Below are 18,716 nucleotides of genomic sequence, written 5' to 3' on the forward strand. Positions count from 1 at the left end.
CGTGCAGACTGGGCCGGTGCGCACCGAACTCGTCTCGGAACCCGGCGACCCGGACCGCCCCAACGAGGACTTCGCCGGGGTCGGACTACCCGCCTGCGGTCAGGGCGGTTGCGTGATCTTGCTCGACGGTGTGACGCCACCCCGCGACGGAACCGGCTGTGTGCACTCGGTCCCCTGGTTCACGGCACGGCTCGGCGGGGCGCTGACCGAACTGACCGTTTCCGACCGACATCTGACACTGCCGGAGATTCTCGCGCAGGCGATCGACCGGACCCGTTCCGCGCACTCCCAAACCTGTGACCTTTCTCACCCGCGAACGCCGCAGGCCACGGTCGTTCTGGCCCGCTGGTCGGCCGACCTGCTGGAGTACCTGGTCCTGTCCGACTCGGCGCTGCTGCTGCGCGGACCGGACGGGGCGGTCACCCCGGTCCTGGACGACCGTCTGGCCCGGCTCCCCCGCGAGGCGCTCGCCACCGACGCGCTGATCGACGCGAACCTGCGCAACAAGGAGGGCGGCTTCTTCACAGCCGCCGCCGACCCCTCGGTGGCCGCCCGCGCGGTCACCGGCAGCGTCCCGCGCGCGGGGGTCCGCGCCCTGGCCGCGCTGACCGACGGCGCCACCCGCTGGACGGAGAAGTTCCACGAGGGCGACTGGACGGCCCTGTTCGACCTGATCGCCGAACAGGGCGCCGACGCGCTGGTGGCCCGGGTGCGCGAACTGGAGGAGAAGGACCGCGAGGAGCGGACCTTCCTGCACCGCAGCAAGACCCACGACGACGCGTCGGTGGTCCACGTCGCCTTCTGAGCCGGGCTACTTCTCCGCGAGACCGTTCAACTGGTGCAGCAGCCGTGCCAGTTCGGCGACCTCGCGGCGGTCCCAGTGGGCGAGCTGGCTGACGTAACGGGCGCGGCGGGCCTCGCGCACGGTGCCGACCCGGCGGCGGCCCTCCTCGGTGAGGGTGACGAGCCAGGCGCGGCCGTCGGCGGGATCGGGCTCGCGGGCGATCAGCCCCAGCTCCTCCAGGGCCCGCAACTGGCGGGACATGGTGGCCTTGCCGACCCCGATGTACGCCGCCAGCTCGGTGGCCCGCCGGCCACCGCACTCGTCGAGCCGGATGAGCAGGCCGTACGCGGAGGACTCCAGGTCGGGGTGGACCTCGCGGGCCATCTCCCCCTGGCTGGCGCGGGCACGCCGCAGCAGCACGGTCAGCTCGCGTTCCAGCGCCAGGAACTCCTGGTCCGCGCAGCGCGGCACCTCCTGGCCGCCGGCGCCGTGCGCGCCGCCCATTCCGTCCTCGTGCACGTCAGCACCCCTGAATCGGTTTCGCGTCCTGAAATTTTCTGCCGAACCCCGTCATCACCGCAGCTCCGTCAGTATTTCGCAGGCGTAGACCAACGGCGGCATCGAAGCCCTCTTCCACGCGCTCATCTACGTGCGTAGCTTCAATGACCGGGCCCGACATGACAGACAGGCCCGACAGTTCCCGTGACATGACCACGATCCCCCCACTTCTCCTCGGATCGCCCAGGAGGTACGTCATGCCCGTGCACAGACCCGGCTCCCGCCGTCCCCGCTCCCCCGGTTCCCCCCCGGGGCTCGCCCTCGCCCTGCTGACGGCGCTCGCGCTCGCCGTCCTCTGCGCCGTACCCGCCGCCGCCCGCACCGCCGCCGCCCCCGCCCGGGGCTCCGCCCACCTCGGCATCGGCGTCCTCGCCCACGACGGCCGCTCCGGCACTCCCCCCACCGTCGCCGCCGCCGTCCAGACCGAGGGCGTCGACGTCTCCGGCCACCAGGGCAGCGTCGACTGGGCCACCCTCTGGAACAGCGGGGTCCGCTGGGCCTACACCAAGGCCACCGAAGGCACCTACTACACCAACCCGTCCTTCGCGCAGCAGTACAACGGCTCGTACAACGTCGGCATGATCCGCGGCGCGTACCACTTCGCCACCCCGGACACCACGACCGGCGCCACCCAGGCCAACTACTTCGTGGACCACGGCGGCGGCTGGTCCCGCGACGGCAGGACCCTGCCGGGCACGCTCGACATCGAGTGGAACCCGTACGGCGACGCCTGCTACGGCAAGACCCCGGCCGCGATGGTCTCCTGGATCGCGGACTTCCTGAACACCTACAGGGCCCGCACCGGCCGGGACGCCGTGATCTACACGGCCACGAGCTGGTGGACCCAGTGCACCGGGAACTCCGCCGCCTTCGCCGCGAACAACCCGCTGTGGATCGCCCGCTACGCCGCCGATCCGGGCACTCTCCCCGCGGGCTGGGGCTTCCAGACGATGTGGCAGTACACCTCGTCCGGCCCGACCGTCGGCGATCACGACAAGTTCAACGGCGCCCTGGACCGGGTGGTCGCGCTGGCCAACGGCTAGCCGCCGTCCCGCCCCCTTGCCGGACAACCCGAAGGCCCGGGTTCCCCGCGGGAACCCGGGCCTTCGTACGCCGCTTCGCGCGGCCGGTGCGAACGCCGCTCGGCGCGCGGCCGTCACGCGGCCACGGACACCTCGGGCGCCACCGCCCCCGCCGGGGCCAGCGCCAGCTCCAGCACCTGGCGCACGTCGGTGACGGCGTGGACGTCCAGCTTCTCCAGCACCTCGGCCGGGACGTCGTCCAGGTCGGCCTCGTTGCGCTTGGGGATGATCACGGTGGTCACCCCGGCGCGGTGCGCGGCGAGCAGCTTCTGCTTCACGCCGCCGATCGGCAGGACCCGGCCGGTCAGCGAGACCTCGCCGGTCATCGCCACGTCCGTGCGGACCAGCCGCCCGGAGAGCAGGGAGGCGAGAGCGGTCGTCATGGTGACGCCCGCGCTCGGCCCGTCCTTGGGGACCGCGCCCGCCGGGAAGTGGATGTGCACGCCCCGGTCCTTCAGGTCGGCCACCGGCAGCTCCAGCTCCGCGCCGTGACTGCGCAGGAAGCTCAGCGCGATCTGCGCCGACTCCTTCATCACGTCACCGAGCTGACCGGTGAGGGTGAGCCCCGCCGCGCCCGTCTCGGGGTCCGCGAGGGACGCCTCGACGAACAGCACGTCGCCGCCCGCGCCGGTGACCGCGAGTCCGGTCGCCACACCGGGCACCGCGGTACGGCGCTCGGCCGGGTCCTGGGCGGACTCGGGCACGTGGTGCGGCCGTCCGACCAGACCGCGCAGGTCCTCCTCGCGGACCGTGAACGGCAGCTCCCGCTCGCCGAGTTCGTGCTGGGCCGCGACCTTGCGCAGCAGCCGAGCCACGGTCCGCTCCAGGGTGCGCACGCCCGCCTCACGGGTGTATTCACCGGCGAGCTTGCGCAGCGCGCCCTCGTCGATCACGACCTCCTCGCCGGTCAGACCGGCGCGCTCCAGCTGGCGCGGGAGCAGGTGGTCGCGGGCGATGACGACCTTCTCGTCCTCGGTGTAGCCGTCCAGGCGGACGATCTCCATCCGGTCGGCCAGCGCCTCCGGGATCGCCTCCAGGACGTTGGCGGTGGCGAGGAACACCACGTCGGACAGGTCGAGTTCGACCTCCAGGTAGTGGTCCCGGAAGGTGTGGTTCTGCGCCGGGTCGAGCACTTCGAGGAGGGCGGCGGCCGGGTCGCCCCGGAAGTCCGAGCCCACCTTGTCGATCTCGTCCAGGAGCACGACCGGGTTCATCGACCCGGCCTCCTTGATCGCGCGGACCACGCGGCCGGGCAGCGCGCCGACGTAGGTGCGCCGGTGTCCCCGGATCTCCGCCTCGTCCCGCACACCGCCGAGCGCGACGCGGACGAACTTGCGGCCCATCGCGTGGGCCACGGATTCGCCGAGGCTCGTCTTTCCGACGCCGGGCGGCCCGACCAGCGCGAGCACGGCACCGCCGCGCCGCCCGCCGATCACACCGAGGCCGCGCTCACCGCGCCGCTTGCGCACGGCGAGGTACTCGGTGATGCGCTCCTTGACGTCGTCCAGACCGGCGTGCTCGGCGTCCAGGATCTCCTTGGCGCCCTGGATGTCGAACGCGTCCTCGGTCCGCTCGTTCCACGGCATCTCCAGGACGGTGTCCAGCCAGGTGCGGATCCAGGAGCCCTCGGGCGACTGGTCGGAGGAGCGCTCCAGCTTGTCGACCTCCTTGAGGGCGGCCTCGCGGACCTTCTCCGGGAGGTCGGCGGCCTCGACCCGGGCGCGGTAGTCGTCGGACTCCTCGGCGGAGTCGGCGCTGTCGCCGTTGAGCTGGCGCAGCTCCTTGCGGACCGCCTCCAGCTGGCGCCGCAGCAGGAACTCGCGCTGCTGCTTGTCGACGCCCTCCTGGACGTCCTTGGCGATGGTCTCGGCCACGTCCTGCTCGGCGAGGTGGTCGCGGAGCTGCTGGGTGGCGAGCTTCAGCCGGGCCACCGGGTCGGTGGTCTCCAGGAGCTGGATCTTCTGGTCGGTGGTCAGGAAGGGCGAGTAACCGGAGTTGTCGGCGAGCGCGGAGACGCCGTCGATGGCCTGGACCCGGTCCACGACCTGCCAGGCGCCCCGCTTCTTCAGCCAGGTGCTGGCCAGCGCCTTGTACTCCTTCACCAGCTCGGTCACCTGACCGGGCAGGGGGTCGGGCAGGGTCTCCTCGACCCGGGCGCCCTCGACCCACAGCGCGGCGCCCGGACCGGTCGTACCGGCGCCGATGCGCACGCGGTCGCGGCCCCGGATCAGCGCGCCGGGGTCGCCGTCGGCCAGCCGGCCGACCTGTTCGACGGTGCCGAGGACACCGGTCCTGGCGTAGGTGCCGTCGATGCGCGGCACCAGCAGCACCTTGGGCTTGCCGGACTCCGAGCGGGCGGCGGCCTGCGCGGCCTCCACGGCCGCCCGCACCTCGGCGTCACTCAGGTCCAGCGGTACGACCATCCCCGGCAGCACGACTTCACCGTCGAGCGGCAGCACGGGCAGGACGAGCGTGAACGCCGTGGACTCATCAGCCATGATCTCCCCTTTGACAGTCAACTTGAGTAACACTGACTCAATGCTCGTGAGCCCCGGAATGTTCCCCGCCCCTTGTTCACTCTGAGCGAACAAGAAGGGGCGATCGCGTCGCCGCAGCTGGGACCTGGTTCCGCGAAACCCGCGGGTTCCGTGAAACGCGTGGTCCGGTCCCGGCCGGTCCAGCAGGATGAACCGCATGACCACGACGCACGACAGCCCCGTAGTCCTGGACCGGCGCGACGGGCCGTACGGCGAGGTGGTCCTGCGCCGGCACGGCGGCCTGCTCCAGATCATCGCCAACGGGTGTTTCCTGATGGACACCTCGGACGGGCGCTCGGAGCGGCTGCTCGTGGACGCGGCGCGGGCCGCGCTCGACGGCCGCCCTTCGCCGGACGTGCTGATCGGCGGCCTGGGGGTCGGTTTCTCACTCGCCCACGCGGCGGCCGATCCGCACTGGGGCCGGATCGTCGTGGTGGAGCGGGAGCCCGCCGTGATCGGCTGGCACCGGGCCGGACCGCTCGGGGAACTGTCGGCGGAGGCGCTCGCGGACCCGCGCACGGCCGTGGTCGAGGACGATCTCGTCTCTTACGTCAATGAGACATCGGACACGTTCGACGCGCTGTGCCTCGACATCGACAACGGTCCCGGCTGGACCGTCACCGAGGACAACGACGGTCTGTACACGAAGCCCGGACTCGCCGCCTGCGCAAGGGTGTTGAGGCCGGGCGGAGTGCTGGCGGTGTGGTCGGCCCAGCCCTCTCCGGAATTTGAAGGAACCTTGCGGAATGCCGGGTTCCGGCAGGTGCGTACCGAAGAGGTGCCCGTTGCCCGTGGCGTTCCCGACGTGGTGCATCTCGCCGTCCGCCCTGGATAGCGACGGCGCGGCGTGTCCCCGTAATGTGCTGCCCTGGCGCCGATCATCGGCGTCGATCGCAGTCATGGGATCACCCCACGGATTCCGGAAAGCAGCAGGGGCGGGCGATGGAGCAGACACAGACCTCCCAGACCGGTGCGGCGAGCACGACCCAGGGCGCCCAGCGCCGGGTGCTGGTCGTCGAGGACGACCCCACGATCGTCGACGCCATCGCGGCCCGGCTGCGCGCGGAGGGTTTCCTCGTGCAGACCGCGAGCGACGGCCCGGCGGCCGTCGACACCGCCGAGGCATGGCAGCCCGACCTGCTGATCCTCGACATCATGCTCCCCGGCTTCGACGGCCTGGAGGTCTGCCGCCGGGTGCAGGCCGCCCGTCCGGTGCCGGTGCTGATGCTCACCGCGCGCGACGACGAGACCGACATGCTGGTCGGCCTGGGCGTCGGCGCCGACGACTACATGACCAAGCCGTTCTCGATGCGGGAGCTGGCGGCCCGGGTGCACGTCCTGCTGCGCCGCATGGAGCGCGCCGCCATCGCGGCCACCACGCCCCGCTCCGGGATACTGCGCCTCGGCGAGCTGGAGATCGACCACGCTCAGCGCCGGGTGCGGGTGAAGGCCGAGGACGTGCATCTGACGCCCACCGAGTTCGACCTGCTGGTGTGCCTGGCCAACACCCCGCGCGCGGTGCTCTCCCGTGAGCAGCTCCTGGCCGAGGTGTGGGACTGGGCGGACGCCTCCGGCACCCGGACCGTGGACAGCCACATCAAGGCCCTGCGGCGGAAGATCGGCGCCGAGCGCATCCGCACGGTGCACGGCGTCGGGTACGCGCTGGAGACGCCGACGCCGTGAGCGGGGGACGGGAGGCCGCACGGAAGGGCCCCGGGGAGGACCAGCCCTGGGGCGGCGTACGCCCGTTCTCGATCAAGACCAAGCTGGGTGCTCTGGTCGTCATCTCGGTGCTGATCACCACCGGTCTGTCGATGATCGCGGTGCACACCAAGACCGAGCTGCGCTTCATCACGGTCTTCTCGATGATCGCCACGCTGCTGATCACGCAGTTCGTGGCGCATTCGCTCACCGCCCCGCTGGACGAGATGAACGCGGTGGCCCGCTCCATCTCGCACGGCGACTACACCCGCCGGGTCAGCGAGGGCCGCCGCGACGAACTGGGCGACCTGGCCGTGACGATCAACGTCATGGCCGACGAGCTGGAGGCGCAGGACAGCCAGCGCAAGGAGCTGGTGGCGAATGTCTCGCACGAGCTGCGCACCCCAATCGCGGGATTGCGCGCGGTGCTGGAGAACATCGTCGACGGCGTCACCGAGGCCGACCCCGAGACCATGCGCACCGCCCTCCAGCAGACCGAGCGCCTCGGGCGGCTCGTGGAGACCCTGCTGGACCTCTCCCGGCTGGACAACGGCGTCGTACCGCTGAAGATGCGCCGCTTCGAGGTGTGGCCGTATCTGTCCGGGGTGCTGAAGGAGGCCAACATGGTCGCCTCCGCGCGCGCCGGCATCGCCTCGGGCTCGGGCACCCACACCCGGACCGACGTGCATCTGCACCTGGACGTCTCCCCGCCGGAACTGACCGCCCACGCGGACCCCGAGCGCATCCACCAGGTCGTCGCCAACCTGATCGACAACGCCGTCAAGCACAGCCCCGCCTACGGCCGGGTGACGGTGAAGGCGCGGCGCGGGGCGCAGCCGGAGTCGCTGGAGCTGGAGATCCAGGACGAGGGTCCGGGCATCCCCAGGTCGGAGTGGCACCGGGTCTTCGAGCGGTTCAACCGGGGCGCGGTGACACGCCCGCACGGTCCGGGCAGCGACGGCGGCACGGGGCTCGGCCTCGCGATCGCCCGCTGGGCGGTGGATCTGCACGGCGGCCGGATCGGCGTGGCCGAATCCGAGCGCGGCTGCCGGATCATCGTCACCCTTCCGGGGCTTTCCGCGTAGCCGAGTTGACGTAGAGTTCACTCCGGAAGACCAAGATCACCGATGATCCGCTCCGCCGGACCCGTGTGATCAGGTCCGGGCCCACGCAGGTCGACGAACGACCGCGTCCAGGGGCCTGGTTCCTCGCACCCTCACCCTCGCTCTGACGTGCGGAACCACGCTTGTTTCCCGCCATTTCCGGCCCCGAAACGCGGTTCCCGGTGTGACTTACGCGACGATGAACGGGCCCGACCTGACCTTCCCGCTCCGGGAGGCGTAGCCTTTATTCCCGCTGTCCATCACCTTGTGAAGCGGAAGAGGGCGGTTGCCGCCGTGTCGCCACAGTCCCCCAGTAACTCGAACCTTTCGACCGACGACCAAGCCGGGAAGAACCCCGCCGCGGCGTTCGGCCCGAACGAGTGGCTCGTCGACGAGATCTATCAGCAGTACCTCCAGGACCCGAATTCGGTTGACCGTGCCTGGTGGGACTTCTTCGCCGACTACAAGCCGGGGGCTCCTGCCGCCTCGGCTCCGGTGAGCGCCACGGCCGCGGGGGCCGCGGGGACCACCTCGGCCGCCCCGGCCCAGGCCGCGCCCGCCGCGCAGCCCCCGGCCGCCGCGAAGCCCGCCGCCGCTCCGGCCCAGGCCCCGGCTCCGGCCCCGGCGGCGAAGGCCGCCCCGGCCCCCGCCAAGCCCGCGCAGGCCCCGGCCGCCGCTCAGCCGAAGGCGGCCGCTGCGGCCGCCGAGGGCCCCGAGCTGATCACGCTGCGCGGCCCGGCCGCCGCCGTGGCCAAGAACATGAACGCCTCGCTGGAGCTGCCGACGGCCACCTCGGTCCGCGCGGTCCCGGTGAAGCTGCTGTTCGACAACCGCATCGTCATCAACAACCACCTGAAGCGCGCCCGGGGCGGGAAGATCTCCTTCACGCACCTGATCGGCTTCGCCATGGTGCAGGCCATCAAGGCCATGCCGTCCATGAACTGGTCGTTCGGCGAGAAGGACGGGAAGCCCACCCTCGTCAAGCCGCCGCACGTCAACCTCGGTCTCGCCATCGACCTGGTCAAGCCCAACGGCGACCGCCAGCTCGTCGTCGCGGCGATCAAGAAGGCCGAGACGCTGAACTTCTTCGAGTTCTGGCAGGCCTACGAGGACATCGTCCGCCGCGCCCGCGAGGGCAAGCTGACCATGGACGACTTCACCGGTGTCACGGTCTCCCTGACCAACCCCGGCGGCCTCGGCACCGTCCACTCGGTCCCGCGTCTGATGCCCGGACAGTCGGTCATCATGGGCGTCGGCTCCATGGACTACCCGGCGGAGTTCCAGGGCACCAGCCAGGACACCCTGAACAAGCTCGGCATCTCGAAGGTCATGACGCTCACGTCGACCTACGACCACCGGACGATCCAGGGCGCCGCCTCCGGCGAGTTCCTGCGCCAGGTCGCGAACCTCCTCCTCGGCGAGAACGGCTTCTACGACGACATCTTCGAGGCGCTGCGCATCCCCTACGAGCCGGTCCGCTGGCTCAAGGACATCGACGCCAGCCACGACGACGACGTCACCAAGGCCGCCCGGGTCTTCGAGCTGATCCACTCCTACCGGGTCCGCGGCCACGTCATGGCCGACACCGACCCGCTGGAGTACCAGCAGCGCAAGCACCCCGACCTGGACATCACCGAGCACGGCCTCACCCTCTGGGACCTGGAGCGCGAGTTCGCCGTCGGCGGCTTCGCCGGCAAGTCCCTGATGAAGCTGCGCGACATCCTCGGCGTGCTGCGCGACTCGTACTGCCGCACCATCGGCATCGAGTTCATGCACATCCAGGACCCCAAGCAGCGCAAGTGGATCCAGGACCGCGTCGAGCGCCCGCACTCCAAGCCGGAGCGCGAGGAGCAGCTGCGCATCCTGCGCCGCCTGAACGCGGCGGAAGCCTTCGAGACCTTCCTGCAGACGAAGTACGTCGGCCAGAAGCGCTTCTCCCTGGAGGGCGGCGAGTCCGTCATCCCGCTGCTCGACGCGGTGATCGACTCCGCCGCCGAGTCCCGCCTGGACGAGGTCGTCATCGGTATGGCCCACCGCGGCCGTCTGAACATCCTCGCCAACATCGTCGGCAAGTCGTACGCGCAGATCTTCCGGGAGTTCGAGGGCAACCTCGACCCGAAGTCGATGCACGGCTCCGGTGACGTGAAGTACCACCTGGGCGCCAAGGGCACCTTCACCGGCCTGGACGGCGAGCAGATCGCGGTCTCCCTGGTCGCCAACCCCTCGCACCTGGAGGCGGTCGACCCGGTCCTGGAGGGCGTCGCCCGCGCCAAGCAGGACATCATCAACAAGGGCGGCACGGACTTCACCGTCCTGCCGGTGGCGATCCACGGCGACGCGGCCTTCGCGGGCCAGGGCGTGGTGGCCGAGACCCTGAACATGTCGCAGCTGCGCGGCTACCGCACCGGCGGCACGGTCCACATCGTCATCAACAACCAGGTCGGCTTCACCGCCGCCCCGGAGTCCTCCCGCTCGTCCATGTACGCCACCGACGTGGCGCGCATGATCGAGGCCCCGATCTTCCACGTGAACGGCGACGACCCGGAGGCCGTGGTCCGCGTCGCGCGGCTCGCCTTCGAGTTCCGTCAGGCGTTCAACAAGGACGTGGTGATCGACCTCATCTGCTACCGCCGCCGCGGTCACAACGAGTCGGACAACCCGGCCTTCACCCAGCCGCTGATGTACGACCTGATCGACAAGAAGCGCTCGGTGCGCAAGCTCTACACCGAGTCCCTCATCGGTCGCGGCGACATCACCCTGGAAGAGGCCGAGCAGGCGCTCCAGGACTACCAGGGCCAGCTCGAGAAGGTCTTCACGGAGGTCCGCGAGGCCACCGCGCAGCCGGTCCAGGGCGAGTCCCAGGCGCCGAGCGACAACTTCCCGGTGGCGGTGCCGACCGCGATCTCCGCGGAGACCGTGAAGCGGATCGTCGAGTCCCAGATCGACATCCCCGACCACATCACCGCCCACCCGCGCCTGCTCCCGCAGCTCCAGCGCCGGGCGTCCATGGTCGAGGACGGCACGATCGACTGGGGCATGGGCGAGACCCTGGCCATCGGTTCGCTGCTCCTGGAGGGCACCCCGGTCCGCCTCGCGGGCCAGGACTCCCAGCGCGGCACCTTCGGCCAGCGCCACGCCGTGCTCATCGACCGGGAGACCGGCGAGGAGTACACCCCGCTCCAGTACCTCTCCGAGGACCAGGCGCGGCTGAACGTCTACAACTCCCTGCTGTCCGAGTACGCGGCGATGGGCTTCGAGTACGGCTACTCGCTGGCCCGCCCCGACGCGCTCGTGATGTGGGAGGCCCAGTTCGGTGACTTCGTCAACGGCGCGCAGACCGTCGTGGACGAGTTCATCTCCTCGGCCGAGCAGAAGTGGAACCAGACCTCCGGTGTGGTCCTGCTCCTCCCGCACGGCTACGAGGGCCAGGGCCCGGACCACTCCTCGGCCCGCCCGGAGCGGTTCCTGCAGCTCTGCGCGCAGAACAACATGACGGTCGCGATGCCCACGCTCCCGTCGAACTACTTCCACCTCCTGCGGTGGCAGGTCCACAACCCGGACCACAAGCCGCTGGTCGTCTTCACCCCGAAGTCGATGCTGCGCCTGAAGGCGGCGGCCTCGAAGGCGGAGGAGTTCACCACGGGTGAGTTCCGCCCGGTCATCGGCGACAGCACGGTCGACCCGGCCGCCGTCCGCAAGGTCGTCTTCTGCACGGGCAAGGTCTACTACGACCTGGAGGCCGAGCGGGTCAAGCGCGGCATCACGGACACGGCGATCATCCGCCTCGAGCGTCTGTACCCGCTGCCGGGTGCGGAGGTCCAGGCGGAGGTCAACAAGTACCCCAACGCCGAGAAGTACATCTGGGCGCAGGAGGAGCCGGCGAACCAGGGCGCGTGGCCCTTCATCGCCCTCAACCTGATCGACCACCTGGACCTGGCCGTCGGCGCCGACGTCCCGGCGGGCGAGCGCCTGCGCCGCATCTCCCGCCCGCACGGCTCCTCCCCGGCGGTCGGCTCCGCCAAGCGCCACCAGGCGGAGCAGGAGCAGTTGGTGCGCGAGGTGTTCGAGGCGTAGCCCCGCGCGGGCCGCGTTGAGCGGGGGCCCGGCTTCCGGATTCGTCCGGGGGCCGGGCCCTGCCTCGTTCGGCCCTGCCGCGTTCGGGCCGGTGGCGAGCGGGGTCGTCGAGACGACGCCCTGCGCGGGCCGCGTCCGACAGGACACGGCTTCCGAATTCGTCCAGGGGACGGGCCCTGCCTCGTTCGGCGCGCTCCGAGCGCGAGGTGTTCGAGACGACGCCCTGCGCGGGCCGCGTTGAGCGGGGGCCGGCTTGCGGACCAGTCCGGGCCTTGCCGCGTTCGGCCCGGTGGCGAGCGCCCGCACCGCGTCTCCCGCCCGCGGGGGTCCCCGTTCGACGAGGGGCCGGGCTCCGACTGCCTCCGGGGGCGGCCCCTTTCCCGTTCGGTCCGGCGGCTGCCTATCATTTTCCTGTCCCTTCGCACACCCACCGACGGAGCTCCAGCCATGTACTTCACCGACCGAGGCATCGAGGAACTGGAGAAGCGGCGCGGCGAGGAGGAGGTCTCCTTCGAGTGGCTCGCCGAGCAGCTCCGTACGTTCGTCGACCTGAACCCGGACTTCGAGGTCCCGGTGGAGCGGCTGGCGACGTGGCTGGCGCGGCTGGACGACGAGGACGACGAGTAGCCCCTCGGGAGATCAGACCCTTTCACCAGGCCCCTTCAGCAGGCCCGCGACGGACGGCACAGGCGTCCGCCGCGGGCCTGCTGTCGTGTACCGGGGCGGCCCGTCGCTCGCGAGTGCTCACGAAAGAGTGTCTTGACTTCCGACAGCCGCGATATATCGTGTCTCTCGTAGACGCGATATGGCGTGTCGTGTCGCGTGTCCTTGCCGAGGAGGCCCCATGTCCGAGTGGTCCGTCGCCGAGCCCCAGAAGCTCACCTTCGACGCCCCCGTGAGCGAACTGCACGTGCGCATCGTCAATGGTCTGGTGAACGTGGTGGGCACCGAGGAGAGTTCCGCCCGCCTGGAGGTCTCCGAGATCGAGGGCCCGCCCCTGATCGTCACCCAGCAGGGCGGCACGCTCACGGTGGCGTACGAGGACCTGCCCTGGAAGGGCTTTCTGAAGTGGCTCGACCGCAAGGGCTGGCGGCGCAGCGCGGTGGTCTCCCTCGCCGTGCCCGCGGACACCCGCGTGGAGGTGGGCGTGGTCGGCGCCGGGGCGGTCGTCTCGGGGCTGCGCGGGCCCGCGGTGGTCAAGGGCGTCACCGGCGACACCACGCTGGTCGGCGTCTCCGGCCCGGTCCGCGCGGACACCGTCTCCGGCAATCTGGAGGCCCAGACCGTCACCGGCGACCTGCGCTTCAACTCCGTCTCCGGCGACCTGACCGTGATGGACGGCTCCGGCCCCGCCGTCCGCGCCGACTCGGTGAGCGGCTCGATGATCGTCGATCTGGACCCGGCCGGCCCCACCGACGTCCGGCTGACCAGCGTCTCCGGCGAGATCGCCATCCGCCTGCCGCACCCCGCGGACACGGAGGTGGAGGCCAACACCGCGAGCGGCACGATCTCCAATGCCTTCGACGGCCTGCGGGTGTACGGCCAGTGGGGCGCCCACAAGATCGCCGGCCGGCTGGGCAGCGGCAAGGGCAGGCTGCGGGCCACCACGGTCTCCGGCTCCATCGCCCTGCTGCGCCGCCCGGCGGACGAGGACACGGGCGGGGCGAGCGGTCCGGCTGCCGCCCCGGGGGACAATTCCTTCACCGGCCGGGGCGACGACGACACCCGGAACCCCGCCGACGGCACGACCGACAAGAAGGTGCTCTGACATGCCTCCCGTCTTCGCCCACGGCCGCCTGCGCCTGTATCTGCTGAAGCTGCTCGACGAGGCGCCCCGCCACGGCTACGAGGTGATCCGGCTCCTCGAAGAGCGCTTCCAGGGGCTGTACGCCCCCTCGGCGGGCACGGTGTACCCCCGTCTGGCCAAGCTGGAGGCGGAGGGCCTGGTCACCCACACCACCGAGGGCGGCCGCAAGGTGTACTCGATCACCGACGCGGGCCGCGCCGAACTGGCCGACCGCAGCGGTGAACTGGCCGATCTGGAGCTGGAGATCCGTGACTCGGTCGCGGAGCTGGCCGCGGAGATCAAGGCCGACGTGCGCGGCGCGGCGGGCGACCTGCGCCGCGAGATGCGCGCGGCCGCGACCGAGGCCCGCCAGGGCAATCGCACCGGCTCCGCCCACGCCTACGGCGACCAGGGCGGCGACCCGGAGTCGTGGCGGGCCGCCAAGGAGGAGCTGCGCCGGGCCAAGCAGGAGTGGAAGGAGCAGGCCCGGCGGGCCAAGGACGAGAGCCGCCGGGCCCGTGAGGAGGCGCAGCGTGCCCGCCGCCAGGCCCAGGAGGCGCAGTCGCGGGCGCGGGCCCAGGCTCAGGAGGAGATGCAGCGCGTCGCCCGCCGGGTCCAGGAGCGGGTGCAGGACGCCTTCGGCCGGGGCGACTGGCCGACCGGGGTCCGCGAGGGCATCTCGGAACTGGCCCGGGAGTTCGGCGAGTTCGGCAAGAACTACGGCGACTACGGCAAGGAGCACGGCAAGACCGCCGCCCCCGGCCGGAATGCGACCCCCGCGAGCGGCCCCTTCACGGAGCCGGAGTTCTCCACCGTCCCGGAGGACTTCCCCGCCGAGTACGCGCCGGAGTGGGCCCACGAGGACCCCACCGGCGACCCGGCGCGCGATCTGGACCGCCTCCTCGACCGCTTCCGGGACGACATCCGAGACGCGGCCCGGGACCACGGCGTCACCGACGACCAGCTCCGGGAGGTCCGCCACCGCCTGGCGACGGCGGCGGCCCAGGTCGGCTCCGTGCTGCGCCGCCCGCGGGTCTGACCCGGCGGCACCGGCGCGGCCGGGTCAGGAGGTGAGCACGATCTTCCCGAACTGCCCGCCGGACTCCAGCCGTTCGAAGCCCTCGCGGGCGCGGTCCAACGGCAGCACCTCGTCGATGACGGGCCGCAGACCGGTGACGGCACAGAAGGACAGCAGGTCCTCCAGCTCGTCCTTGGTGCCCATGGTGGAGCCGACGACCTTCAGCTCCAGGAAGAAGATACGGGTCAGTTCGGCGTGCGAGGGCCGGTCACCGCTGGTCGCGCCGGAGATGACCAGCGTGCCGCCGGGCCGCAGCGACTTCACCGAGTGGGACCAGGTGGCCGCGCCCACGGTCTCGATCACGGCGTCCACCCGCTGTGGCAGCCGCGCCCCCGGCTCCACCGCCTCGACGGCGCCCAGCTCCAGGGCCCGCTTGCGCTTCGCCTCGTCCCGGCTCGTGGCGAAGACGCGCAGCCCGGCCGCCTTGCCGAGCATGATCGCGGCGGTGGCGACCCCGCCGCCCGCGCCCTGCACGAGGATCGAGTCGCCGGGCCGTACCCCGGCGTTGGTGAACAGCATCCGGTACGCGGTCAGCCAGGCCGTCGGCAGACAGGCGGCCTCGGCGAAGGACATGCCCTGCGGCTTGGGCAGCAGGTTCCAGGTGGGCACGGCGACCTGCTCGGCGAAGGTGCCCGGGTAGCGCTCGGTGAGGATCGAGCGGGGCTCGCGGGGCCCTACTCCGTGGCCGGTCTGCCCGATGACGGAGTGCAGGACGACCTCGTTGCCGTCCGCGTCGACCCCGGCGGCGTCGCAGCCGAGGATCATCGGCAACCGGTCCTCGGGGAGCCCGACGCCCCGCAGGGACCAGAGGTCGTGGTGGTTGAGGGAGGCGGCGCGGACATCGACGGTGCTCCAGCCCGGCCGGGCCTCGGGAGCCGGGCGCTCCCCCAACTCAAGGCCGGACAGCGGCTGGTCACGGTCGATCCGGGCGGCGTAGACAGCGAACATGGGCCCGACGATAGGTTCCGCCCGCCCCCGGACGGAACCGGCGGACGGTGTGACACACACCCTCTTGCCTCCGGCACCCGTGCGGCGCAACGCCCCGCGCGCACGGCGGCGGAACGCCGAACGGCCCCGCCCGCGAAGGGCAGGGCCGTTCGGCACAGGACGCGGTCACCGGCACGGCGCCAGCCCGGTCGCCGCCGCGCCCGAGGCGTCAGCGCCGGGCCACGCCCTCCGCGCGGGCGGCCGCGGCGACGGCGGCCGTCACGGCGGGGGCGACCCGCTCGTCGAAGGGCGAGGGGATCACGTAGTCGGGAGCGAGGTCGTCGCCCACGACGGCGGCCAGCGCCTCGGCGGCGGCGATCTTCATGCCCTCGGTGATCCGGCTCGCCCGCACCTGGAGCGCCCCGGCGAAGATGCCCGGGAAGGCGAGGACGTTGTTGATCTGGTTCGGGAAGTCGGAGCGCCCGGTCGCGACGACGGCCGCGTACTTGTGCGCCACCTCGGGGTGGACCTCCGGGTTCGGGTTGGCCATCGCGAACACGAAGGCGCCCTCGGCCATGGAGGCGACGGCCTCCTCGGGGACCGTACCGCCGGAGACGCCGATGAAGACGTCCGCGCCCACGAGGGCGTCCTCCAGCGAGCCGGTGATGCCCGCCTTGTTGGTGAAGGAGGCCACCTCCCGCTTCACATCGGTCAGATCGGTGCGCTCCGCCGAGACGACGCCCTTGCGGTCGGCGACCGCCACGTCCCCGATGCCGGCCTCGACCAGCATCCGGGCGATGGCGACCCCGGCCGCTCCGGCGCCGGAGATGACGGCGCGCAACTGGCCGATCTCCCGGCCGCTGAGCCGGGCCGCGTTCCGCAGGGCGGCGAGGGTCACGACGGCCGTGCCGTGCTGGTCGTCGTGGAAGACCGGGATGTCCAGCCGTTCCTGGAGGCGCCGTTCGATCTCGAAGCACCGGGGGGCCGAGATGTCCTCCAGGTTCACCCCGCCGAAGGAGGGGGCGAGCCGGACGACGGTCTCGACGATCTCGTCCACGTCGGTGCAGTCGAGCGCGATCGGCACCGCGTCGACCCCGCCGAACTGCTTGAACAGGATCGCCTTGCCCTCCATCACGGGCAGGGACGCCTCGGGACCGATGTCCCCGAGGCCGAGCACGGCGGTGCCGTCGGTGACGACGGCGACGACCGAGGACTTCCAGGTGTAGTCGTTGACGAGGTCGGGCTGTTGAGCGATCGCGGTGCACACGCGCGCCACACCGGGCGTGTACGCGAGGGAAAGGTCGTCCTTGTCGCGGATCGGCACGGTGGCCCGCACGGCCATCTTGCCGCCACGATGCAGCGCGAACGCGGGATCGAAGGTGTCCAGGGGCTCGGCCCCGCCCTCCGGTCCGGTACCGCTGTCGCTGCGAGGATTGACGATCTCCGCTGCCACTTTGTCTTACCCCTTAGGTATGCATGGTTTGAGGGTCGGCCGCTCCGGGTGAGGAGCGGGCGGGCACCGCGTACGGCTCGTCGACGGTGAAGCGGGAGCACATACGCGACGGGCGCGCCGCACACGCGCCCTGAGCCCCGGATGAGGGGTGTAAAGAACCTTCTTACCGGACGGACGGGCGGACCACGAGTCCATTGGGCGCAAGGTCACATGGCGTGGTCGCGCCAACCGCCCGGCGCGGAGCCCCTCCAGGCCGCGTCGACCACCCGGCGCGGGCCCGCTCCAGGCCCGCTCCAGGCCGGCTCACGACCGCTCCGGGCCGCCGCGACGGCCCCCGGGCACCCGCCCGGACCGCTCCTTCGCCAGATGCGCGAATGCCCCGAATGCACGCGCTCCGGCCATCCGAATCGTGAGACATGGCGCCGATTTTCCGGCCTCGGGAGTGAATTTCCGCAAATTATCCGGCGGGGGTACAGCGGGGTTGTACCGACCTGATGCGGTTCGGGATCACCCGTTATCCGATTTTGACATTGCGACGCCCCTGAATGGCCCAGTCCGAATGGCAGGATGCCGTAAACCCATGAGGTCGCGACACACGAAGGTGTGTGTTGTCGTCGTCCCATCGGACCTCTTCCCATCCGCCGGAGGAACCCACGATGACCGCAAGCTCCACCCGTCGCACGACCACGCGCACCCGCATTGCAGCGGGCGGTGCGATCGCGGTCGCGGGCACCCTGCTGCTCACCGGCTGCGGTGACCACACGGACAAGTCCGCCGGCTCCGGCACGTCGAACGCGTCCGCCCCGCTCGCCGACAAGCTCCCCGCCGACATCCGCAAGGCGGGCGTCGTCAAGGTGGGCTCCGACATCGCGTACCCGCCGGTCGAGTTCATGAAGGACGGCAAGGCGACCGGCATCGACCCGGACATCGCGGCCGCCCTCGGCAAGCAGCTCGGCGTGACCTTCGAGTTCCAGAACAACAAGTTCGACAACCTGATCGTGGGTCAGCAGGCCAAGCGCTTCCAGGTGATCATGTCGGCGATGAACGACACCAAGGACCGCCAGACCGGTGTCGACTCCAGCAACGGCAAGAAGGTCGGCAAGGGTGTCGACTTCGTCGACTACTTCACCGCCGGCACCTCGATCCTGGTCCAGAAGGGCAACCCGAAGGGCATCAAGTCGCTGGACGACCTGTGCGGCAAGGTCGTGGCGCTGCAGAAGGGCACCACCTCCGAGGGCATCGCCCGCGAGCAGATCAAGAAGTGCAAGAAGGACGGCAAGAAGCCGATCACCCTGCAGACCTACGACACCGACCCCGAGGCCCTGCTGCGCCTGAAGCAGGGCGCCTCCGTCGCGGACCTCAACGACTTCCCGGTGGCCGCGTACAACGCGAAGACGTCCGGCGGCGGCAAGGACTTCGAGGTCGTCGGCGACCAGATCGAGGCCGGGCCGTACGGCATCGCCGTCGCCAAGGAGAACACCCAGCTGCGCGACGCCCTGCAGGCCGCGCTGGACGCCATCATCAAGAACGGCGACTACGCGAAGATCCTGCAGAAGTGGAACGTCACGGACGGTGCGGTGACCGAGGCGAAGATCAACGGCGGCTCCTGAACCTCGCGCATCACGAAAGGCAG

14 protein-coding genes are annotated in these 18,716 nt (G+C 71.2%); 10 read left to right on the forward strand and 4 right to left on the reverse strand.

Features of this window, described 5'->3' with window-relative positions:
* Positions 1 to 16: 16 nt before the first annotated feature.
* On the forward strand, positions 17 to 805 hold the full coding sequence (locus ACWEEU_RS16610; RefSeq protein WP_451733157.1) for a hypothetical protein: 789 nt from the start codon (positions 17 to 19) through the stop codon (positions 803 to 805).
* A gap of 6 nt (positions 806 to 811) precedes the next feature.
* Here ACWEEU_RS16610 and ACWEEU_RS16615 read toward each other — a convergent pair whose 3' ends face one another.
* The gene (locus ACWEEU_RS16615) at positions 812 to 1,303 is read right to left on the reverse strand and encodes a MarR family winged helix-turn-helix transcriptional regulator (protein ID WP_199584932.1); all 492 of its coding nucleotides are present in this window, start codon (positions 1,301 to 1,303) and stop codon (positions 812 to 814) included.
* Between the two features lie 236 nt (positions 1,304 to 1,539).
* Here ACWEEU_RS16615 and ACWEEU_RS16620 point away from each other — a divergent pair, with 236 nt between their 5' ends.
* Positions 1,540 to 2,385 (forward strand): lysozyme, encoded by an 846-nt coding sequence (locus ACWEEU_RS16620; protein WP_451732967.1) that lies wholly within the window; start codon positions 1,540 to 1,542, stop codon positions 2,383 to 2,385.
* 113 nt (positions 2,386 to 2,498) lie between these two features.
* Here the strand turns inward: ACWEEU_RS16620 and lon are convergent, their stop codons facing one another.
* Positions 2,499 to 4,922, reverse strand: a complete 2,424-nt coding sequence (gene lon, locus ACWEEU_RS16625) for an endopeptidase La (protein WP_385742253.1) — start codon at positions 4,920 to 4,922, stop codon at positions 2,499 to 2,501.
* A 196-nt stretch (positions 4,923 to 5,118) separates the two neighbouring features.
* Here lon and ACWEEU_RS16630 point away from each other — a divergent pair, with 196 nt between their 5' ends.
* From ACWEEU_RS16630 to ACWEEU_RS16660, 7 genes are all read left to right on the forward strand, one after another.
* A complete protein-coding gene (locus tag ACWEEU_RS16630; RefSeq protein ID WP_451732971.1) occupies positions 5,119 to 5,796 on the forward strand; it encodes a spermine/spermidine synthase domain-containing protein in 678 nt (225 codons plus the stop codon).
* A gap of 107 nt (positions 5,797 to 5,903) precedes the next feature.
* Positions 5,904 to 6,644 carry a response regulator transcription factor gene (locus ACWEEU_RS16635; RefSeq protein WP_385742249.1) on the forward strand — a complete coding sequence of 247 codons (741 nt, stop codon included), beginning with the start codon at positions 5,904 to 5,906 and terminating at the stop codon, positions 6,642 to 6,644.
* A complete protein-coding gene (locus ACWEEU_RS16640; protein WP_385742247.1) occupies positions 6,641 to 7,747 on the forward strand; it encodes a sensor histidine kinase in 1,107 nt (368 codons plus the stop codon). Before ACWEEU_RS16635 ends, ACWEEU_RS16640 begins: the two co-directional genes overlap by 4 nt.
* 312 nt (positions 7,748 to 8,059) lie before the next feature.
* A complete protein-coding gene (locus ACWEEU_RS16645; RefSeq protein ID WP_451732976.1) occupies positions 8,060 to 11,839 on the forward strand; it encodes a multifunctional oxoglutarate decarboxylase/oxoglutarate dehydrogenase thiamine pyrophosphate-binding subunit/dihydrolipoyllysine-residue succinyltransferase subunit in 3,780 nt (1,259 codons plus the stop codon).
* Positions 11,840 to 12,286: 447 nt separating this feature from the next.
* The gene (locus ACWEEU_RS16650) at positions 12,287 to 12,466 is read left to right on the forward strand and encodes a DUF6104 family protein (RefSeq protein WP_018544467.1); all 180 of its coding nucleotides are present in this window, start codon (positions 12,287 to 12,289) and stop codon (positions 12,464 to 12,466) included.
* Positions 12,467 to 12,683: 217 nt separating this feature from the next.
* Positions 12,684 to 13,607: a DUF4097 family beta strand repeat-containing protein gene (locus ACWEEU_RS16655; protein WP_385742243.1), complete on the forward strand. Its 924-nt coding sequence runs from the start codon at positions 12,684 to 12,686 to the stop codon at positions 13,605 to 13,607.
* A 1-nt stretch (position 13,608) separates the two neighbouring features.
* Positions 13,609 to 14,664 (forward strand): PadR family transcriptional regulator, encoded by a 1,056-nt coding sequence (locus ACWEEU_RS16660; protein WP_385742241.1) that lies wholly within the window; start codon positions 13,609 to 13,611, stop codon positions 14,662 to 14,664.
* Between the two features lie 24 nt (positions 14,665 to 14,688).
* Here the strand turns inward: ACWEEU_RS16660 and ACWEEU_RS16665 are convergent, their stop codons facing one another.
* Together ACWEEU_RS16665 and ACWEEU_RS16670 are read right to left on the reverse strand one after the other, a co-directional pair.
* Positions 14,689 to 15,651 (reverse strand): zinc-binding dehydrogenase, encoded by a 963-nt coding sequence (locus ACWEEU_RS16665; protein WP_451732981.1) that lies wholly within the window; start codon positions 15,649 to 15,651, stop codon positions 14,689 to 14,691.
* Between the two features lie 208 nt (positions 15,652 to 15,859).
* Positions 15,860 to 17,083: an NAD(P)-dependent malic enzyme gene (locus ACWEEU_RS16670; protein ID WP_356095712.1), complete on the reverse strand. Its 1,224-nt coding sequence runs from the start codon at positions 17,081 to 17,083 to the stop codon at positions 15,860 to 15,862.
* Between the two features lie 656 nt (positions 17,084 to 17,739).
* On the opposite strand from ACWEEU_RS16670, the gene ACWEEU_RS16675 reads away from it, so the two are divergent.
* Positions 17,740 to 18,693, forward strand: a complete 954-nt coding sequence (locus ACWEEU_RS16675; protein ID WP_385742235.1) for an ABC transporter substrate-binding protein — start codon at positions 17,740 to 17,742, stop codon at positions 18,691 to 18,693.
* Positions 18,694 to 18,716 lie beyond the last annotated feature (23 nt).

The organism is Streptomyces sp. NPDC005004, from assembly GCF_053600675.1.

Bases quoted from the DNA above. Each gene is read 5' to 3' on its own strand.
- ACWEEU_RS16620 (WP_451732967.1), top strand. From the start codon at position 1,540: ATGCCCGTGCACAGACCCGGCTCCCGCCGTCCCCGCTCCCCCGGTTCC.
- lon (WP_385742253.1), bottom strand. From the start codon at position 4,922: ATGGCTGATGAGTCCACGGCGTTCACGCTCGTCCTGCCCGTGCTGCCG.
- ACWEEU_RS16630 (WP_451732971.1), top strand. From the start codon at position 5,119: ATGACCACGACGCACGACAGCCCCGTAGTCCTGGACCGGCGCGACGGG.
- ACWEEU_RS16635 (WP_385742249.1), top strand. From the start codon at position 5,904: ATGGAGCAGACACAGACCTCCCAGACCGGTGCGGCGAGCACGACCCAG.
- ACWEEU_RS16650 (WP_018544467.1), top strand. From the start codon at position 12,287: ATGTACTTCACCGACCGAGGCATCGAGGAACTGGAGAAGCGGCGCGGC.
- ACWEEU_RS16655 (WP_385742243.1), top strand. From the start codon at position 12,684: ATGTCCGAGTGGTCCGTCGCCGAGCCCCAGAAGCTCACCTTCGACGCC.
- ACWEEU_RS16660 (WP_385742241.1), top strand. From the start codon at position 13,609: ATGCCTCCCGTCTTCGCCCACGGCCGCCTGCGCCTGTATCTGCTGAAG.
- ACWEEU_RS16665 (WP_451732981.1), bottom strand. From the start codon at position 15,651: ATGTTCGCTGTCTACGCCGCCCGGATCGACCGTGACCAGCCGCTGTCC.
- ACWEEU_RS16675 (WP_385742235.1), top strand. From the start codon at position 17,740: ATGACCGCAAGCTCCACCCGTCGCACGACCACGCGCACCCGCATTGCA.